Annotated in this window: 19 protein-coding genes; 11 read left to right on the top strand and 8 right to left on the bottom strand. The window is 69.2% G+C overall.

What is annotated here, in order from left to right; translation table 11 throughout:
* Positions 1-177 precede the first annotated feature (177 nt).
* Positions 178-1380 carry an OmpA family protein gene (locus WAE60_RS04460; RefSeq protein WP_029908968.1) on the top strand — a complete coding sequence of 401 codons (1203 nt, stop codon included), beginning with the start codon at positions 178-180 and terminating at the stop codon, positions 1378-1380.
* Positions 1381-1530: 150 nt separating this feature from the next.
* Here WAE60_RS04460 and WAE60_RS04455 read toward each other — a convergent pair whose 3' ends face one another.
* A complete protein-coding gene (locus tag WAE60_RS04455) occupies positions 1531-1887 on the bottom strand; it encodes a hypothetical protein (RefSeq protein WP_337685195.1) in 357 nt (118 codons plus the stop codon).
* 411 nt (positions 1888-2298) lie between these two features.
* On the opposite strand from WAE60_RS04455, the gene WAE60_RS04450 reads away from it, so the two are divergent.
* The 3 genes from WAE60_RS04450 (at position 2299) to WAE60_RS04440 (ending at position 5759) form a co-directional block, all read left to right on the top strand.
* Positions 2299-4167, top strand: a complete 1869-nt coding sequence (locus tag WAE60_RS04450) for a ribonucleoside-diphosphate reductase subunit alpha (RefSeq protein WP_029908965.1) — start codon at positions 2299-2301, stop codon at positions 4165-4167.
* 181 nt (positions 4168-4348) lie between these two features.
* Positions 4349-5314 carry a lipid A-modifier LpxR family protein gene (locus WAE60_RS04445; RefSeq protein WP_337685194.1) on the top strand — a complete coding sequence of 322 codons (966 nt, stop codon included), beginning with the start codon at positions 4349-4351 and terminating at the stop codon, positions 5312-5314.
* 106 nt (positions 5315-5420) lie between these two features.
* Positions 5421-5759 carry a zinc ribbon domain-containing protein gene (locus tag WAE60_RS04440; RefSeq protein WP_029908960.1) on the top strand — a complete coding sequence of 113 codons (339 nt, stop codon included), beginning with the start codon at positions 5421-5423 and terminating at the stop codon, positions 5757-5759.
* Here the strand turns inward: WAE60_RS04440 and WAE60_RS04435 are convergent.
* Positions 5749-7071: a patatin-like phospholipase family protein gene (locus WAE60_RS04435; RefSeq protein ID WP_029908958.1), complete on the bottom strand. Its 1323-nt coding sequence runs from the start codon at positions 7069-7071 to the stop codon at positions 5749-5751. The two genes, WAE60_RS04440 and WAE60_RS04435, sit on opposite strands and share 11 nt — an antisense overlap.
* A gap of 7 nt (positions 7072-7078) precedes the next feature.
* Complete coding sequence (locus tag WAE60_RS04430; RefSeq protein ID WP_029908956.1) at positions 7079-7792, bottom strand: hemolysin III family protein; 714 nt, start codon at positions 7790-7792, stop codon at positions 7079-7081.
* 135 nt (positions 7793-7927) lie between these two features.
* On the opposite strand from WAE60_RS04430, the gene WAE60_RS04425 reads away from it, so the two are divergent.
* Positions 7928-8185 (top strand): hypothetical protein, encoded by a 258-nt coding sequence (locus WAE60_RS04425; RefSeq protein ID WP_337685193.1) that lies wholly within the window; start codon positions 7928-7930, stop codon positions 8183-8185.
* Here the strand turns inward: WAE60_RS04425 and WAE60_RS04420 are convergent.
* Positions 8182-8952 carry a sulfite exporter TauE/SafE family protein gene (locus WAE60_RS04420; RefSeq protein WP_029908952.1) on the bottom strand — a complete coding sequence of 257 codons (771 nt, stop codon included), beginning with the start codon at positions 8950-8952 and terminating at the stop codon, positions 8182-8184. The two genes, WAE60_RS04425 and WAE60_RS04420, sit on opposite strands and share 4 nt — an antisense overlap.
* A gap of 146 nt (positions 8953-9098) precedes the next feature.
* Here WAE60_RS04420 and WAE60_RS04415 point away from each other — a divergent pair, with 146 nt between their 5' ends.
* Positions 9099-10106: a cupin-like domain-containing protein gene (locus tag WAE60_RS04415; protein WP_337685192.1), complete on the top strand. Its 1008-nt coding sequence runs from the start codon at positions 9099-9101 to the stop codon at positions 10104-10106.
* A 170-nt stretch (positions 10107-10276) separates the two neighbouring features.
* Here WAE60_RS04415 and WAE60_RS04410 read toward each other — a convergent pair whose 3' ends face one another.
* Positions 10277-10948, bottom strand: coding sequence for a glutathione S-transferase family protein (locus WAE60_RS04410; RefSeq protein ID WP_337685191.1), 672 nt, complete (start codon positions 10946-10948; stop codon positions 10277-10279).
* 135 nt (positions 10949-11083) lie between these two features.
* Here WAE60_RS04410 and WAE60_RS04405 point away from each other — a divergent pair, with 135 nt between their 5' ends.
* The gene (locus tag WAE60_RS04405) at positions 11084-12124 is read left to right on the top strand and encodes a ribonucleotide-diphosphate reductase subunit beta (protein ID WP_029908947.1); all 1041 of its coding nucleotides are present in this window, start codon (positions 11084-11086) and stop codon (positions 12122-12124) included.
* A gap of 72 nt (positions 12125-12196) precedes the next feature.
* Positions 12197-13066 carry a 2-dehydropantoate 2-reductase gene (locus WAE60_RS04400; protein WP_337685190.1) on the top strand — a complete coding sequence of 290 codons (870 nt, stop codon included), beginning with the start codon at positions 12197-12199 and terminating at the stop codon, positions 13064-13066.
* A gap of 100 nt (positions 13067-13166) precedes the next feature.
* Here WAE60_RS04400 and WAE60_RS04395 read toward each other — a convergent pair whose 3' ends face one another.
* The gene (locus tag WAE60_RS04395; protein ID WP_337685189.1) at positions 13167-13580 is read right to left on the bottom strand and encodes a DUF6491 family protein; all 414 of its coding nucleotides are present in this window, start codon (positions 13578-13580) and stop codon (positions 13167-13169) included.
* 80 nt (positions 13581-13660) lie between these two features.
* Positions 13661-14920, bottom strand: coding sequence for a dicarboxylate/amino acid:cation symporter (locus tag WAE60_RS04390; protein WP_337685188.1), 1260 nt, complete (start codon positions 14918-14920; stop codon positions 13661-13663).
* Positions 14921-15140: 220 nt separating this feature from the next.
* Between WAE60_RS04390 and WAE60_RS04385 the strand changes: the two genes are divergently transcribed.
* Positions 15141-16595 carry an AMP nucleosidase gene (locus WAE60_RS04385; RefSeq protein ID WP_029908937.1) on the top strand — a complete coding sequence of 485 codons (1455 nt, stop codon included), beginning with the start codon at positions 15141-15143 and terminating at the stop codon, positions 16593-16595.
* Positions 16596-16729: 134 nt separating this feature from the next.
* Here the strand turns inward: WAE60_RS04385 and WAE60_RS04380 are convergent, their stop codons facing one another.
* Entirely contained in the window at positions 16730-17506 is a 777-nt protein-coding gene (locus tag WAE60_RS04380; RefSeq protein WP_337685185.1) for an alpha/beta fold hydrolase, read from the bottom strand.
* 77 nt (positions 17507-17583) lie between these two features.
* On the opposite strand from WAE60_RS04380, the gene WAE60_RS04375 reads away from it, so the two are divergent.
* On the top strand, positions 17584-18147 hold the full coding sequence (locus WAE60_RS04375) for a hypothetical protein (protein ID WP_337685184.1): 564 nt from the start codon (positions 17584-17586) through the stop codon (positions 18145-18147).
* Positions 18148-18204: 57 nt separating this feature from the next.
* Positions 18205-18978 carry a tyrosine-protein phosphatase gene (locus WAE60_RS04370; protein ID WP_337685183.1) on the top strand — a complete coding sequence of 258 codons (774 nt, stop codon included), beginning with the start codon at positions 18205-18207 and terminating at the stop codon, positions 18976-18978.
* The last annotated feature ends 65 nt before the right edge of the window (positions 18979-19043 follow it).

Below are 19043 nucleotides of genomic sequence, written 5' to 3'. Positions count from 1 at the left end.
CAGCGGATACGCTCGGAAGTTGATTTCGTGGGGGCGGCACGTTTTCGCGGCGTCATCTCTAAAGGGCGCTCGAAAGCGGACGGGTGTTGCTCTGCTGACACTTTCGCGGATCGTGCGCCTTGGTATAACAATGCTCGGTCGGTCTCGGCCGTTGCAGGGCAATAGAGGGCTCTTGATATGAAACTCCAACTCCTGGCGGGAGTGGCTCTGGCCGCGGTGTTCGCCGCTGGCGCCGCTTCGGCCCAAGAGACCGGCTGGTACGGCGCGGTCGACCTCGGCTACCACTGGCCCGAGGGCATCTCCACCGAATCGGACCTGAACCTGCGGGACGGCGCCCACGCGCACTGGACCTGGTCGACGGACGACGACTGGGCCGGCTTCGTCCGCCTGGGCTACCAGTTCAACCCGAACTGGCGCGCTGAACTGGAAGGCGGCTATCGCCCCGGCGATCTGACCTCGGTTCGCGGCAACCCGGTCCGTCAACAGCCGATCGGCCTCTGCACCCCCGGCGTGACCCGCTCGGCCGCTTCGCCGACCTGCGGCAGCCCCTCGGGCTCGATCGACTCGTGGTCGCTGATGGTCAACGTCCTGTACGATTTCGCGCCGGACTCGTGGATCAACCCGTACATCGGCGCCGGTCTCGGCATCAACCGCCTGGACGTCAGCGCCCTGGGTCAGTTCAGCGGCGTGGGCCCGATCACCGCCTCGAACCCGGCCATCCAGAACCTGACCGTCGATGACGACGACATCGCCATCGCCTGGCAAGCCATCGCCGGCGCCTCGATCAAGGCGACCGACAAGCTGAAGGTCGACGTGACCTACCGCTGGTTCGCCACGGAAGAGCACGGCTGGCAGTCGGTCGGCAGCAGCGCGATCCAACCCGGCGCCTTCGCCGGCGAGTACAAGGACCAATCGCTGACCGTGGGTCTGCGCTACTCCTTCGCTTCGCCGCCGCCGCCGCCGCCTCCCCCGCCGCCGCCGCCGCCTCCCCCGCCGCCGCCGCCTCCGCCCCCGCCGCCTCCCCCGCCGCCTCCGCCGGCGTATGAGGCTCGCGAGTTCATCGTCTACTTCCCGTTCGATCAGTACGTGCTGACGCCGGAAGCCCAGTCGGTGGTTTCGGAAGCCGCGAAGTACGCCACGGACGGTCACGCGACCAAGCTGGTGGTCGTCGGTCACACCGACACCTCGGGCTCGCCGAAGTACAACGCCAAGCTCTCGGAGCGTCGTGCGAAGGCCGTGGCTGACGCCCTGGTCGGCGCCGGTGTCGCCGCCGACACCCTGGCCGTTGACTGGAAGGGTGAAAGCGCCCCGGCCGTCGCCACCGGCGACGGTGTGAAGGAACCGCTGAACCGCCGTTCCACGATCTCGATCAACTTCTAAGATCGCGATCCGGTACTGAAGTTGAGGGCTCGGCCGAAAGGCCGGGCCCTTTTCCTTTGCGTCCTCACCCGCGCAGCGGGGGAGGCGGCGCGCTGAGGATACGCGGCGTGACGGAGGGGGCGGCGCCGTGCGCCGGGCCCAGGTCCCGCCTCAGAGGCTGGTGTAGTCGGCGTGGACGTCGACCTCGGTCACGTGCCGCTGCTCGTCGTACAGGATGCGGATCGAGGCCGACTTCTCGACCAGCGACAGGATCGATCCGCCCCGGATGTTCCGGACGATGGCGTAGACGGTCCGCGTCCTGGGGGTGTCGCTGTGCTCGACATGATTGGCCCGCAGATAGGCCAGGGCCGGATCGACGTCGCCGCCGACCGGCGCGACCTTGCGGATCGCCGCGTCGACCTGGGCCAGGGTGCTGTGGCGACCGATGTCGCGGGCCTTGGCGGCGGCGGCGACGACCGGGGCGGCCAGCAGGGCCGCCAGCAGCAGGGCGGGCAGGGCGCGGCGCATGGCGATGGTCCCCTCGGTTCAAGCCTGGCCATTTGGCGACCGGGGCGGCGCGAACGCAAGGCGGATCGGTCCCCTTTCGGCCCCCAGCTTTTTTCCCGCGCGCCCCTTTCCTCGAATCTGGAATCGAGACGCCCCGGCCCTCCGGTGGCGGAGCGTTTGGGCGAACGCCGTGACGCAAAAATCGGGCCAAACTTTCTTTGCGGTGCAACCCCTTGATAGACCCCAGGAACCTTGGGGCGTTAGTGAGTTGTTAACGAAAAACTCGCCTGAAGAGCGTTACTTCCCGTTGACGAAGATGAGGTCTCTGTGGCCCCATATATGGGTTCAGGGGGCTCAAGGCCCACAATATGTAGCGAGTTCCAGTGAAGCTGACGCTTCCGGAAAACGCACGTCATTCAACGGGTTTTGCTCATGTCGGCTAGTGAAGCGACCAAGATTTCGTCCGCAGCGCGCCCGGCCTCGGAGATGCGCGAACGCCCCAAGCTGGCGCTGGTGCGCAAGGTCGAGGTCGACCGCTCGCGCGACGCCCTGCTGACCGACTTCGGCAAGACCACGCTGGAGGACCGCTACCTGCTGCCGGGCGAGTCGTACCAGGACATGTTCGCGCGCGTCTCGACGGCCTTCGCCGATGACGCCGATCACGCCCAGCGCGTCTACGACTACATGAGCAGGCTGTGGTTCATGCCGGCCACGCCCGTGCTGTCGAACGGCGGCGCCGAGCGCGGCCTGCCGATCAGCTGCTTCCTGAACGCGGTCAACGACAGCCTGGACGGCATCCTGGGCGTCTGGAACGAGAACGTCTGGCTGGCGGCCAACGGCGGCGGCATCGGCACCTACTGGGGCGGCGTCCGGTCGATCGGCGAGAAGGTCAAGGGCCAGGGCCAGACCTCGGGCATCATCCCCTTCATCCGCGTGATGGACTCGCTGACCCTGGCCATCAGCCAAGGCAGCCTGCGTCGCGGCTCGGCCGCCGTCTATCTGGACATCCACCACCCGGAGATCGAGGAGTTCCTCGAGATCCGCAAGCCGTCGGGCGACTTCAACCGCAAGTCCCTGAACCTGCACCACGGCATCAACATCACCGACGAGTTCATGCATGCGGTGCGTGACGGCCACAAGTTCGGCCTGCGCTCGCCCAAGACCAACGAAGTCCTGCGCGAGGTCGACGCCCGCGCCCTGTGGCAGAAGGTCCTGGAGCTCCGCCTGCAGACCGGCGAACCCTACCTGATCTTCTCCGACACCGTGAACCGCGCCATGCCCAAGCACCAGCAGGAGCTGGGCCTGAAGGTTCGCCAGTCGAACCTGTGCAGCGAGATCATGCTGCACACCGGCACCGACCACCTGGGCCAGGAGCGGACCGCCGTCTGCTGCCTGTCGTCGGTCAACGCCGAGACCTTCCTGGAGTGGCGCGACCACCCGACGTTCATCGAGGACGTCATGCGCTTCCTCGACAACGTCCTGCAGGACTTCATCGACCGCGCGCCCGACGCCGCCTCGACCGCCGCCTACGCCGCCATGCGCGAGCGTTCGGTGGGCCTGGGCCTGATGGGCTTCCACAGCTTCCTGCAAAGCCAGAACGTGCCGTTCGAAAGCGCCCTGGCCAAGAGCTGGAACATGCGGATGTTCAAGCACCTGCGCCGCGAGGCCGACAAGGCGTCGATCGCCATCGGCGAGGAGAAGGGTCCGTGCCCGGACGCCGCCGAGCGCGGCTCCAAGGAGCGCTTCTCGCACAAGCTGGCCATCGCCCCGACCGCCTCGATCTCGATCATCTGCGGCGGCACCTCGGCCGGCATCGAGCCGATCCCGGCCAACATCTACACCCACAAGACCCTGTCGGGCTCGTTCGCGGTGAAGAACCCCTATCTGGAGAAGCTCCTCGAGGAGAAGGGCCAGAACACCGACGCGGTGTGGGGCTCGATCCTGGAGAACGAGGGCTCGGTCCAGCACCTGGACTTCCTCAGCCAGGACGACAAGGACGTCTACAAGACCGCCTTCGAACTGGACCAGCGCTGGGTGGTCGAACTGGCCGCCGACCGTACGCCGGAGATCTGCCAGAGCCAGTCGGTCAACATCTTCCTGCCCGGCGACGTCGACAAGTGGGACCTGCACATGCTGCACTGGCAGGCCTGGGAGCGCGGCGTGAAGTCGCTGTACTACCTGCGCTCCAAGTCGGTTCAGCGGGCCGCCTACGCCGGTTCGGACGTGGCGCTGGCGGGTCCCGCCAACGGCTTCGACGCCCCGGCCAAGACCGATTACGAGGAATGCCTGGCCTGCCAATAGGCCGCCGACGGCAAACCTTAAGAATTCCTTGAAGAAACACGGCGTCGCGGCTTCCGCGGCGCCGTTTTTTCGTCGGGAACCATACCCCAGTGCGAAATGTTGATGACGTGGGGTTTTGTCCCATGGACGCCGGCCGAATTCGGGCTAGGCTCTTCGTGGGGAAAGGGTTCTGGGGACCGGAATGCGTGCTTGCACGGCATTTGTGGCGGGAGTGACCATCAGCTGCGTGGCGATCGCCGCGCAGGCTGAGACCGCGAAACCGTCCAAACCCGCCAAGTCGTCCGAGGCCGCCCGCAAGACCCCGCCGAGCTTCATCGTGGACATGCGCGCCGCCGCGCCGGTCGATCTGGGCGTCCGCAGCGTCCGGCCCGCCGCCGTCGGCTTCGCCGAGGCGCCCACCGCCCGGACCGAGCGCGCCACCGATCCGACCTTCGCCCTGTCGCCCGCCGGCGCCTACGGCGACGCGGCCCTGCTGGACGCCAACCGCTACTATGCGGGCCGCGGCGCGGTCAGCTACCGCTCCGACGCCGTCGTGGTCGGCGAGGGCGAGCACGCCGTCGACTCGGTGCGGGTCTCGGTGGCCAGCGTCGCCTCGGCCAGCCGGACCCGGCCCCTGTCGCTGGTCCGCCCCGACGAGGACAGTTTCGAGGACCGCGACGTCGACGTCACCGTCACCCGCGGCTGGCCGGCGGCGGTCTCGGTGGACGCCGGCAAGTACGCCCTGGACGTCACCCCGCACGCGGGCCTCGGCTTCGGCGGGGCCGGCGGCTCGGCCGAGGCGGGCGCCACGGTGCGGTTCGGCAAGAAGATGGGCGACAAGGTCGTCAACTCGCTGGGCGTCCAGGACGGCCGCGAGTTCGGCCAGCAGGGCCGCTGGTACCTATTCGCCGCCGCCAGCGGCCAGGCCGTGGGCATGAACATGCTGCGCAGCGGCGACGGCGACTGGAGCGGGGCCGGGGTCAGCACCGACACCTCCAGCAAGCTGGTCGGCGACGGCCAGGCCGGCGTGGCCTGGCGCAAGGGCCCGATGCAGGCCTCGTTCGGCTATGTCCACCGCAAGATCAGGGCCAAGGACCAGATCATGGGCATGGCCACCCAGAAGGACGAAATGGTGGCCTTCTCGTTCAGTCTGAAGCCGCACTGGTAGGCCGTCGGCGGCGATTGGCGCGCTGGGCGCTTGAGTTTCGGGTCCAGATCATGCAGCTAGCGCCGATCCTTCCCGCCCCAAGTCCTTCACCGAGCCGTCAAGCGTCATGAGCGACAGCGAGCCCCCTCGCCCCCGCAAGATCCTGAGCCTGAAGAGCGGCGTCGCCGCTCCGGGCGGCCCGCCGCCGTTGGAGCGCATCCAGCGGCCGGACGCGAAGAAGCGCGTGGTGGTGATGGCGCCCGAGCCGCCGCCGGCCCCCGCGCCGCCGCCGACCGGCGACTTCAAGTGCAAGCCCTGCGGCACGCGCTTCGACCCGCCGGCCGAACTGGCCGACACGGACTCGGTGCGCTGCCCGTCGTGCAACGCCCGCCTGGGCCTGGCGTCCGACTTCCGCGCCACGCCGCCGAACGTCGACAAGCTGCGCGCCCGCTACCTCAAGAAATAGGCTCTTCCAGGTCGGGGCCCCTGTTCGCCACGGGATCCTCCGCCGGCGTCAGGTCGGCCGAAGGCACGAGGATGGGGTCCTTGACCGTCCGGTCCCGCGCGGTCGGCTGGCGCTTGAACAGGCCCCGCCACAGGGGCTCGGACGCGGGGATGGCGCTGGACCACAGCCGGCCGCTGATCGCCAGGGCCTCGGCGTCGTCGAAGGTCTGGCGCATCTGGGCCGTCTCGAACTTCATCATGTTGAAGTTCTCGAAGCTGGTCGGGATCGAGGCCGACCAGAGCGGCAGGTTGTGGCGGGCGCAGAAGCCGGCCGCGACGCTCAGGGCCTGGCGGTACGAGAACCGCAGCATGGTCTCGAAACTGCGCCCCATGATCGAGGTCACGCCCGGCTGGGTGGTGCGGGGCGCGGGATCCAGCACGGTGTTGAAGATCACATAGACCCGCCCGCGCCGCAGGCGCTGGCCCAGCTCGCGCCAGCGCAGCAGGGCGTCGGGCATCAGGAACAGCGGCGCGGCGATGCCGCCGTCGGCGTGCATTTCCTGATAGCGGGCCATGCCGCCTTCGCCGTCCGGCGCCTCGACGTCGATCAGCTTGGGCGGGAACAGGCCGGGCAGGGTGGCCGAGGCCACCAGCACGTCGCGGAACAGCTTCACGGCCCCGTCGCCGCCCTGGGTGGCGATCGCCCCCATGTCCCAGATCGTGGCCTTCTGGCTGTCCAGGTTGGTGGTGGCGATCAGCAGGCGGCGGCCCTTGGCGTGCTCGCGGGCCACGGCCTCGATCATCTCCAGGTCGATGAACGGCGCGACCAGCCCGTCCAGGGAGTCGCCGCGGAACAGGCTGGGGCCCAGGGTCGGACCCAGGCGCTTGAGGCTCAGGAGCTCGGCCGCGTGGCCGCCGACATAGGCGTCGGTCAGGCGGTCGTCCCAGTCGGGGCCGAGGAAGGCCAGGGGGGCGATCAGGGCCCCGGTCGAGACGCCGGTGACGATGGCGAAGTGGGGACGGGTCCCGGCCTTGCTCAGGCCCACCAGGGCGCCGGCCCCGAACGCCCCGCCGGCCGCCCCGCCCGACAGGGCCAGGATGTTGAAGTCGTCGCGGCCCAGCAGCGGCCGGGCCGGGGCCAGGCGGTCGGCGACGTTGCGCAGGGCCTCGTCGGCCTCGTCGACGCTGAGCCGCACGCCGGGGAAGCCCAGCGCTTCGACCTGGTTGTCCGGCTGGGTCAGGGGCGCCGGCAGGCGCTTGCCCCGCTGGCTGTTGGCGGCGCGATCCCGGAAGAAGTTCGAAACGGCGTTTTTGGGATCAGAGGGGGTGTTCAAGGCAGGCTCAGGGGTGTCCGCTCGAGGCCAGGACCACCCCGACCAGCACGGCGGCGTAGTGCAGGCCGGCGCCGCCGATCACGTGACCGTGCCAGATCGCCCGCCGGAACTTCAGCCGCTTCATCAGGTAGAACACCGTACCCGTCGAATAGATCACGCCGCCGATGGCCAAAAGCAGCAGGGCCACCCAGCCCATGCCGGCGATCATCGGCTTGATGGCCACCAGCACCAGCCAGCCCAGGGCCAGGTACAGGCCGACCCAGAAGCGCTTGTCCAGCCCCGGCAGGAACAGCTTGGCCAGCACGCCGACGCCGGCCACCGTCCAGACGGCGGCGGTCATGCCGATCGCCCACCAGCCGTGCAGGTTCTGGGTGGTGAAGGGCGTGTAGGAGGCGGCGATCATCACGAAGATGCCGGCGTGGTCGAAGCGGCGCAGCAGCGGCCGCCAGCGGGCCTTGGAGAAGTTGTAGGCGGTCGACAGCGACAGCATGGTGATCAGGCCCACCGTGTAGACGGCGATGGCCGCCACCTGGCTCAGCGAGCCCAGGCCGAAGGCCAGGCCCAGCAGGATGCCGCCGCCCAGCAGGGCGCAGGCCAGGCCGGCCAGGTGCACCACCAGGTCGGCGCACTTGGCGCCGGCCGTCGGATAGTGGGTCGCGGGCGCGACCGCCGGAACCTGGGCGACGTCCGTGACGGGAATGATGCTGGTCGTCTCGGTCATGGCCCCAACTCTACGCGCGATCAGTGACATATAAACGCCGATCATCGTGGCGAGGAAAGGGCCAGGCGCGTCCGGCCGCGATGATTCCGTCAGAGTTCGCATGCTAGGGTCGGGGCGAGCGGCCGGAGCGACCTGATGACCCGACGACCTTGGTTCGCGATCCGGGATCTGGGCGAGGGCTATTCGCTAAACCTGATCCACTGGAAAGGCGCGGCCGCCCTGCTGGCCAGCTTCGCGGTCTGCGTTGTCGGCCTGCTGGGGGCGTGGCTGTGGCTGGGCCCCACGCGGACCGCTCTGGGCCTGGGCCTGGCGGTGTCGGCGGCCAGCCTGGCCTGGCTCTATAGCGTGACCCAGCGCCGGACGATCGACGAGCGGCCCCGGGATCGCCCCTAGCCGATCAGGCCGTGGGCCCCGTCCCAGGCCAGCTTGGCCCCGACGGCGATCAGCAGGACGTAGATCACCCGGTAGAAGCCCTCGGCCGGCACGCGGCGCACCAGCCACACGCCCGCCCAGGTCGAGGCCAGGGCCAGGGGCAGCAGCACGGCCGCCGTGGTCAGCACCTGGGGCGTGAACTGGCCCAGGGCGACATAGGCCGGCACCTTCATCCAGTTCACCACGGCGAAGAAGATGGCGCTGGTGCCGATGAACACGTCGCGCGGCAGGCGGCGGGGCAGGACGTAGATCTGGAACGGCGGACCGCCGGCGTGGGCCACCTGGCTGGTGAAGCCGGCGATCGCCCCGCACAGGGCGCCCAGCCAGGGCCGCGCCGGCCCGGCCTCGATCACTTCCGCCGCCTTGACCGCGCGCTCGGCCCACAGGCGCTGCAGCGAGAAGGCGATGGAGATCACGCCGATCGACAGCTCGACCGCCGCCACCGACACCCGCGCCGCCAGCAGCCAGCCCAGGAAGATGCCCGCCGCCGCGGCGGGCAGCATCAGGATCAGCAGGCCCTTGTCCCAGGTCTTCCGGAACGACCAGACGCTGACCACGTCCTGGACCAGCAGGATCGGCAGGGTGATCGAGGCGGCCAGCACCGGCGAGACCACCAGGGCCATCAGCGGCACCGCCACCACCCCGATCCCGGCGAACCCGCCCTTGGCCAGGCCCAGCAGGATCACCGCGGGAATGGCGACGGCGTAGAACAGGGGATCGGTCAGCATGGGAGAGGTGTTAGCAGCTTGGCCGGGCGGGTCCAGATCGGAAGACGGCGTTGACGCTCAAGGTTGTTTCCATGCGGAAACAATCTGCAATCGAGCGATGCGCTCATCGCCCTAGCGTGCCGCCTTTCCCGCGTCGAAGCCGTGCAATGCGTCCGTTGCGTCCCGTTCCAGAACTCGCCCACATCGACGCCGCCCGGTTCGCCGACGAGGTCGTCGCGGCCCAGCGCCCGGTGGTGCTGCGCGGCCTGGTCGCCGATTGGCCGGCGGTGCGGGCCGCCGCCACGGACATGGGCCTGGCCCGCTACCTGGCCGGCTTCGACCGAGGCGCGCGGGTGGCCGCCCTGATCGGTCAGCCGGAGATCCGGGGGCGGTTCTTCTATGACGACACGGCGCGCGGCCTGAACTTCGAAACCTGGCAGGGAACCCTGCGCGAGGTGCTGGCCGGCCTGCTCAACGTGGCCGGCGATCCGGCGCCGCCGTGCCTCTATGTCGGCTCCACCCCGATCCCGCCGCTGTTGCCCGGCTTCGAGCGCGAGAACGCCTTGGACCTGCTGGGTCCCGAGGTCACGCCGCGCCTGTGGCTGGGCAACGCCACCACGATCCAGACCCACCACGACTTTTCCGACAACCTCGCCTGCGTGGTGGGCGGGCGGCGGCGTTTCACCCTGTTCCCGCCCGACCAGGTGGCCAATCTCTATATCGGTCCGCTGGACTTCACCCCCGCCGGGCGGCCGATCAGCATGGTGTCGCTGGAAGAACCCGACCTTGAGCGATACCCACGCTTCGCCGAGGCGATGGACCACGCCCTGGTCGCCGAGCTGGGGCCGGGCGACGCGATCTACATCCCGACCATGTGGTGGCACCACGTCCAGGCGCTCGGTGCGCTGAACCTGCTGGTGAACTACTGGTGGAGCCAGGCGCCCGCCCTGGCCGGCTCGCCGTTCGACGCCTTCGTCCACGCCCTCAAGAATGTCCGACACCTGCCGATCCCGCAGCGCGAGGCGTGGCGGGCCCTGTTCGAGCACTATGTGTTCGAAGCCGACGGCGACCCGGCGGCCCACCTGCCGGTGGAGGCGCGCGGGGTGCTGGGCGAGCTGAGCGAGACCACGGCGCGCGAGGTGCGGGGGTTCTTGTTGAAGGGGCTGGGGGCGTAGCCTTCAGGCTGTCCCTCCCCCTTGTGGGGAGGGTGGCCCTGGCGGAGCCAGGGTCGGGTGGGGGACTGCTGAGTCTTGAAGTCAGCTTATGTCCAGAACCCTGCACCGATCCCCCACCCGTCGGCTTCGCCGACACCCTCCCCGCAAGGGGGAGGGACTGGCCTATGCCGTCACCCCGCCGCCCCCTGGCTCTCCCACCCGTCCACGAACGGAAACCGCTCCGCCCAGAACGCCGTCAGCCTCGGATCGGCGTCCACCCGCCGCACCACCTCGGCCATCCGCGGCGCCACCTCGTAGAACCGCTTGCGCCGCGCCCCCCATCGGCTGACGACGGCGACGTAGAGGTCCAGAACCGTCAGCTCGTCGCCCAGCAGGTAGCGCCCGGGCGTGAGCTGGCTCTCCATCATCCCCCAGCACTCGGCGATCCGGTCGGCCGTCGCGGCCTTGATCCGCGCGCCGAGCTCGGCGTCCGGCCCCGCCAGCCGCGACGGGTCGTCCCGCACCCAGAACAGCGAGTAGATCGCCGCCGGCACGAACACCATCCAGCGCAGGAACTGGCCGCGCAGGGGCGAATCGAGCGAGGGAGCCAGCCGCGCCTCCGGATGGCGGTCGGCCAGCCAGATCAGGATGGCGGCGCTCTCAGTGATCGTCTCGCCGTCGGGCGTGACCAGGGCCGGGATCTGTTTCAGCGGATTGACCTCCGCCACCTTGGCCTGCTGGGCCGCGCCCTCCCAGGTGGGCGCCTCGACGACCGCGTAGGGCTGCCTCAGAAGCGTCAAAGTCGCTTCGACGGGCACGGAGCCCGAGCCAAGCGCGCCATAGATGGTGTAAGCTTGATTCATCTTTCGTTACCCAATCTGCCCACAACATGTTGTGTGCTGCGACGTCGTGGCCACTAGATGATCCCGACGACTGCGCTACCAAGAGAGTCTAATCGTCCGTCCGATTCGCGTCCGCCTGCCCAGGAGCCGTCCTCGATGTCCGCCAAGCTGATCACCACCCCCGGCCTCCTGACTCCGTCCGCCGCGTATAAGCCCTTCCGCTATCCGTGGGCCCACGAGTTCTGGAAAAAGCAGCAGCAGGTGCACTGGATGCCCGAGGAGATCCCGCTGGGCGAGGATCTCAAGGACTGGGCCGTCAAGCTGAACGACAAGGAACGGAACCTGCTGACGCAGATCTTCCGCTTCTTCACCCAGGCCGACATCGAGGTGGCCGACAACTACATGGAACGCTACGGCCGGGTCTTCAAACCCACCGAAGTGAAGATGATGCTGTCGTCGTTCGCCAATATGGAGACCATCCATATCGCGGCCTACGCCCTGCTCCTCGAGACCATCGGCATGCCGGAAAGCGAGTTCGGCGCGTTCATGGAATACGAGGCCATGCGCGACAAGCACGACTACATGCAGAAGTTCGGCGTCGACTCCAACGCCGACATCTGCCGCACCCTGGCGATGTTCGGCGGCTTCTCGGAAGGCCTGCAGCTGTTCGCCAGCTTCGCCATGCTGATGAACTTCCCGCGCTTCAACAAGATGAAGGGCATGGGCCAGGTCGTGTCGTGGTCGATCCGCGACGAGAGCCTGCACTGCGAAGGCATCATCAAGCTGTACCACGCCTTCAACGCCGAGACCGGCGCCGTGACCAAGACCGTGGCCGACGACATCGTCGACTGCTGCAAGACCGTTGTCACCATGGAGGACAAGTTCATCGACCTGGCCTTCGAGGCCGGCGAGATCCAGGGCATGACCCCGGACGACATCAAGAAGTACATCCGCTTCATCGCCGACTGGCGCCTGCGCCAGCTGCATCTGCCGGAAGTCTACGGCATCAAGGAAAACCCGCTGCCCTGGCTGCAGTCGCTGCTGTCGGGCGTGGAGCACGCCAACTTCTTCGAGGCCCGGGCCACGGAATATTCCAAGGCCGCCACCCAGGGCCAATGGCACGGCGCCGACGGCGTGTGGTCGAGCTTCGACACCATGCTGCAAAAGCGCTCTGAGAACACCCTGCCGGCAGAATAAGAGCAGGGACAACGGGGATAACATGCCGCCGCCCTCGAGAGAGGGCGGCGTTTCTTTGTCTGGAGTGCGGATATGCGGATTGCGGTGATCGGTCCCGGCGCGGTGGGCGCCACGGTGGCGGCTTGGCTCGTCCAGAACCCGGAGCTGACGGTCGAGGTCTGCGCCCGCACGGCCTTCGACCGGCTGGAGGTGGAGACGCCCGGCGGGACGCTGACGGCGACGCCGCGCGTGCTGACCGCGCCGGACCAGGCCTCGCCCGTGGACTGGGCCATCGTCACCACCAAGACCTACGACGCGGCGGCCACCGGCGCCTGGCTGGCCCGGCTGGTGGGGCCGGAGACCCGCGTGGCGGTGCTGCAGAACGGCGTCGAGCACGTCGAGCGCTTCACGCCGTACGTGCCCGCCGAACGGATCACCCCGGCCGTGGTCGACATCCCGGCCGAGCGCAGCGCCCCCGGCCGCGTGCGCCAGCGCCGCGACGGCTCGATCCTGGTTCCGCAGGGATTCGACGGCGAGGCTTTCGTCGAGCTGTTCGCCGACACGCCGATCCAGGTGGCCACGACGCCGGACTTCAAGACCGCCGCCTGGAAGAAGCTGGCCCTCAACTGCGCCGGGGCGGTCAACGCCCTGACCCTCAAGCCCTCGGGCGTGGCCCGGCGCGAGCCGATCGCCCGGATCATGCGGGCCCTGGTGGGCGAATGCGTGGCGGTGGGCCGGGCCGAAGGCGCCGACCTGCCCGACGAGCTGCCCGACGCGGTGGTCGAGGGCTATCGCGCCGGCCCGGCCGACGGGGTCAACTCGCTGCACGCCGACCGCGCGGCGGGGCGTCCCATGGAGCTGGACGCCCGCAACGGGGTGATCGTGCGCCTGGGCGCGCGTCATGGGATCGCCACGCCGGTCAATGCGATGGTGGTGGCGCTGCTGGAAGCGGCGGCGGAGTAGGGGTGTGTTTCCGAGCCGGGGACATGCACTTGTGCGTGTCCCCACTCAAGCGCTCGAAGCCTGGGGACACGCACAATGCATGTCCCCGTCCGCGAACGCCTTACGGCCGGTCCTTCTTCGGGATCGCGGCGATCTGTTCGGGCGTGAGCTTGGTGATGCTCTTGGCCATGATCGGCATGGCCATGCCCCAGCCGTCCGAGACCCGCAGGTCCAGGTCCAGCGGGCTGCAGACCGAGTCGACGCCGCGCTGGATCGACACCAGGTGCACGCCCGGCGAGGTCAGCATGCTGGTGCCGTGCGACAGGTCCACCTGGTAGACGTCGCGGTTGCGGACCTTCAGGTAGAGGGTGTCGCGGTCCGGAGCGGACCAGTTGTCCCACTCGGACATGTAGAAGCAGCTGCGCTTGGCGGCGGGGGCCTTGGCGGCCGGTTCGTCGGCGGCGAGGGCCGGGGCGGCGGCCGCCAGCAGGACCGTCGTCAGCAGGCCGGCCCGGATCATGGTCTTGGTGTTCATGGCGGTCTCCCTGACCGAATGTCCCTCGAGGGAGAGATTGGTCCTCTCCCCCCCGAAGTCAATTGCCACGCTAACGGGTTCTAGGCCTTTGCGGGCCCGGGTTCCGGCTCCGGATCGTCCAGCTCGCCCTCCCACTTGGCGACTACGGCGGCGGCCACCGAATTGCCGACGACGTTGGTGGCGCTGCGGCCCATGTCCAGCAGGTGGTCGACGCCCAGCACCAGGGCGATCCAGGTCTCGGGCAGGCCGAAATAGGTGAGGGTGGCCATGATCACCACCAGCGAGGCGCGCGGCACGCCGGCGATGCCCTTGGAGGTCACCATCAGCAGCAGCAGCATGAAGATCTGCTGCTGGACCGTCAGGTGCACGCCGTGGGCCTGCAGGATGAAGACCGTGGCGAAGGTGCAGTACAGCATCGAGCCGTCGAGGTTGAACGAATAGCCCAGCGGCAGGACGAACGAGACGATGCGGCGGCGGATGCCCAGCTTGGGCAGGGCGTCCAGGATGCGCGGATAGGCGGCTTCCGAGCTGGCGGTCGAGAAGGCCAGCAGGGCCGGGTCGCGGATCGCGCCGAACAGCGGCAGGGCGCGCTTGCCCAGCACCAGCAGGGCGGCCAGGAACAGCAGCAGCCACAGCGTGCCCATGGTGGCGTAGAAGCCGACCACGAACTTGCCGTAGACGACCAGCATCGAGATGCCCTGATCGGCGATGGTCGAGGCCAGGGCGCAGAAGATGGCCAGCGGGGCCAGCTTCATCACGAAGCCGGTGACCTTCAGCATGATCTGGGCGCCTTGCTCGGCCAGCTCCATGATCTGCGGGGCCTTGTTGTCCAGCGAGGCGACGGCGGTGCCGACGAACACGCTGAACACCACGATCTGCAGGATCTCGTTCTTGGCCAGGGCGTCGAAGATCGACACCGGCACCAGGTGGGTGATGAAGCCCTGCAGGGTGAAGGTCTCGGTCGAGGCGGCCGGGGCCTTGGCGGCCACGTCGGTCATCTCGTTCAGCACCAGGCCCGCGCCGGGGTGCAGCAGGTGCACCATCAGCAGGCCCAGCAGCAGCGACACGGCCGAGGCGCTGATGAACCAGCCCATGGTCTTGGAGCCGATCCGGCCGACGGCGGCGGCGTCCTCCATGTGGGCGATGCCGGCCACCAGGGTGGTGAAGACCAGCGGGGCGATGATCATCTTGATCAGCCGCAGGAACAGGTCCGTGCCCATCTTGAACCACTTGACCGCCTCGGCGGTCTGGGCGGCGTCGAGGTACTGGTTGCAGGCCCAGCCCACCAGGACCCCGAGGACCATGGCGGCGATGATCAGGAAGGCGAAACGTCTATTCATGGACTCCCCCAAATGGCTCCCGGGGCGAGCGCGCGGGCTCGACCGTATGGTCTTGGCGTCTTGGTAAGACGTGGGAGAAGCCTTTCTCCTCACGTCCCCGTGCGGGTCATTGCGCCCCTTGTGGCCGACGAATTGGGCTTCGTCCATGCCTTGGAGCCTCCGACGGGGGTCCGGTCGCGCCTTGGGTGGAAAAGGCGGCGGAACGCTGATATAGGGCGCCATGTCAAACCAAGAAAAAGCAATCGCCGCGGTCGAGCGGCTCAATCAGGAATACGAACGCGCCGTCGACGCCCTGCGGACCGCGCTTCGCGCCTATCTCGAACATGGAACCCGGCCCGACCCGCAGACGCGGTTCGACGGCACGTTCGCCTATCCCGAGCTTCGGCTGGTCTACGACCCGGAGGCCCTGCCGCCCAAGCTGGCGCGGTCGTACGCCCGGGTCAGCCGGCCCGGCGTCTACGCCACCACCATCACCAAGCCCGAGCAGTTCAAGGACTACCTGGTCGAGCAGCTGACCCTGCTGCTCAACGATTTCGACGTCGAGATCGAGATCGACCGCTCCAGCCAGGAGATCCCCTATCCCTACGTGCTGGACGCCAGCATCGACCTGAACCAGGCCGACGTCCGCAGCGAGGACATCGCCCGCTTCTTCCCGACCACCGACCTGGCCTTCATCGGCGACGAGATCGCCGACGGGGTCTGGAACCCGGCGATGGAGGAGGCCCGGCCGCTGGCCCTGTTCGACGGCCTGCGCACCGACTTCTCCCTGGCCCGCCTGAAGCACTACACGGGCGCCCCGGCCGAGCACGTGCAGCAGTTCATCCTGTTCACGAACTACCATCGCTATGTGGACGAGTTCGTGCGCTGGAGCATCGAGCAGCTGGGCCAAGAGGGCTCGCCCTACGAGGCGCTGTCGTGCTCGGGCGGGCTGATGATCACCGCCAACACCGCCAATCCCGAACTGGCGGTGGCGGAGTCGACCTGGCGCAAGCACCAGATGCCGGCCTACCACCTGATGGCTCCGGGCGGCCGGGGCATCACCCTGGTCAACATCGGCGTCGGCCCGTCCAACGCCAAGACCATCTGCGACCACCTGGCCGTGCTGCGCCCGCAGGCCTGGCTGATGATCGGCCACTGCGGCGGCCTGCGCGACACCCAGACCATCGGCGACTACGTGCTGGCCCACGCCTATCTGCGCGACGACCACGTGCTGGACGCGGTGCTGCCGCCCGAGATCCCGGTGCCGTCGATCGCCGAGGTCCAGCGCGCCCTCTACGACGCGTCCAAGGCCATCAGCGGCGACACCGGCCCCGAGCTGAAGAAGCGCCTGCGCACCGGCACGGTGGTCACCACCGACGACCGCAACTGGGAACTGCGCCACAGCCTCTCGGCCCTGCGCTTCAACCAGAGCCGGGCCGTGGCCATCGACATGGAAAGCGCCACCATCGCCGCCCAGGGCTACCGCTTCCGGGTGCCGTACGGCACGCTGCTGTGCGTCTCGGACAAGCCGCTGCACGGCGAGATCAAGCTGCCGGGCCAGGCCAACGCGTTCTACGAGCGGGCGATCAGCCAGCACCTGCAGATCGGCATCCTGACCTGCAAGCTGCTGCTGGAAGAAGGCCCGAACCTGCACTCGCGGAAACTGCGGGCGTTCGACGAGCCGCCGTTCAGGTGATCATGAAGGGGGCAGGTGGCTCACCCACTTGCCCCCACCTGACGGCTTCGCCGTCTGTCCGCCCCCGTAGGGGGCGGAGCGCTCTTCCCCCTCCGGGGGAAGACGACCGCGAAGCGGTCCGTAGGGGGCAAGTGTTAGCCGCCGCTGTCCTCCAGAAAGCTTGTGATCACCCCCGCCAGCGCCGGCTCCATCACCGCGCTCAGGTGATCCCCCGGGACCCTGACCCCGCGCGCGTCCGGCATCATCGCCGCCAGCCCCTCGACCGAGCCGTTGTCGTCGTCGCGCTGCCCCGCCACCACCAGGGTCGGCACGTCGATCGCCGCGATCTCTTCCGCCGAGGTCGCCACGAACGAGGCCAGCACGCCCAGCATGGCCTCGGGCTTCAGTCCGCCCGCCGCCATCATCGCGTGGACCCGGCGGCCGGCGCGCGGGTCCTTGGCCGCGTCGCCGTGGCGGATGCTGTCCTCGAACATCGCCGCCCGGGCCCCGGCCGCCATCAGCCCGCTGTCGCCCATGCCGCCCAGGACCAGCTTGCGGGGCCGCGCCCCACGCACCAGCATCCGCACCGCCGTCCGCGCCCCCAGCGAATAGCCGACCAGGTCGTAGTCCCTCAGATGCAGGTGGGCGATCAGGGCCGCCTGGTCCAGGGCCAGCACGTCGCGCGGCCAGGCGGCCGGATCGGTCGGGGCGTCCGAGCGCCCGTGGCCGCGCAGGTCGGGGGCGATCACCCGTCGGCCGCCATTGGCGAGGGAACCGGCCACGGCGGCGGCGATCCCCGGCAGGAACCAGTTGGTCTCGGCGCTGGCCAGGAAGCCGTGCAGCATCAGGGTCGGCCAGCCGGCCGGGTCGCCCAGCACGCGGTAGCCGATGGAGACGCCGTCGAAGCTCTGGAAGCGGTGCAGGTCGGTCATGGCGGCAGAGTGGCGCGGCCGGGGCCGAACGGTCCAGCCTCTTGATTTCCAGGGTGGGCCGGAACAACCTCCGGTTCATGGCCCGATACGTCCTTTCCCTCGCCCTGTCCGTCGCCGCCGTCGTGTTCGTGGGCGTGGGCTTCGCCTCCGACAGGATGGACGACCTCGCGCCCAAGGTGACGCGGTCCAGCGCCGTCGCCGTCGTGCGCGACGTCTGCTTCGCCCCGGCCTCGCCCCGCGCGATTCTGCGCGAGGCCCGCCGCTCGGTCGGCGAGACCGTGCGCGGCGACGCCGTGCCCGCCCTGGTGCGGGGGAACGGCGCCGACCACTGGCGGGTGGTCAAGCGGGTGACCCTGGGCGGCCGGCCGGCGTTCATCGCGGTCGGCGACACGGGCGGCACGTCGATGTGCCGGGTCTATTTCCAGCAGGACGACGTCCGGGCCATGGCGGGCGCGCTTCCGGGCCAGATCGTGCTGGGCGCGCCGCTGGGCCGGCCGGACGACCAGGGGACCCTGACCCAGCCGGCCGGCTGGCCGTTCGTCGGCTGGCATGTCTCCCGAAAGGACGGCTGGAGCTCGGTCGCCTACGCCCACGATCCGCGCTCGGCCTGGCGCACGGTCGAGGTCACCCGCGGCGGGTGACGGCGTGCCGTAACGGCCGTCTCGCTTTCGTCACCCTGGGGCGCTAACAAGCGCGCCATGACCCGTCACATCGTCCTGCAAGGCGTCGAGAACTTCCGCGATTTCGGCGACTACGCCGCCGGCCAGGGCCGGCTGAAGAAGGGGCTGCTGTTCCGCGCCGCCCATCAGGCCGAGGCCACCGACGACGACCTCGTCGCCATGGCCGGGCTGAACCTCCGCACCATCGTCGACCTGCGCCGGCCCAACGAGCGCGAGCGCGATCCGTCGCGGCGCTGGGAGGGCTTCGCCGCCGAGGTGATCGACAACGACCTAGGCGTCACTGGCGAGGACCCCTGGCACGCCTTCCTGCGCGAGTCCGACCTGTCGGAGGCCTCGATCCGCGGCTACCTGGTCGAGTACTACCGCCGCGCCCCGTTCGCCGAGCGGCACCTGGACCTGTTCCGCCGCTACTTCCAGGCCCTGGGCGCGGCGCGCGGCCCGGTGCTGATCCACTGCGCGGCGGGCAAGGACCGCACGGGCCTGCTGGCCGCCCTGACCCACCACCTGGCCGGGGTAGGCGACGACGACATCGTCGACGACTACCTGCTGACCAACAACGAGGAGCGCTTCGCCCGGCGCGGACCGCAGCTGGCCGACCGCCTGCAGGCCGAGCTGGGCCGCCGCCCCACCGACGCGGCCATGCGCGCGGCCATGGGCGTCGAGGCCCAGTACCTGGCCACGGCCCTGGCCGAGATGAAGGCCCGCCACGGCTCGCTCGACGGCTATCTGGAACAGGCCGTGGGCCTGGACGCCGCGGGCCGCGAGGCCGTGCGGGCGAGTATTCTGCTGTAGCGTTACCAATAATCACCGTCATCCCGGGCCTTGTGCCCGGGACCCCTCTATCCGCCGCAGGTGCG

Origin of the sequence: Caulobacter sp. CCG-8, assembly GCF_037402475.1 — a bacterium.
Classification (GTDB): Bacteria; Pseudomonadota; Alphaproteobacteria; order Caulobacterales; family Caulobacteraceae; genus Caulobacter.
This window is presented reverse-complemented; position numbering and strand designations above follow the sequence as displayed.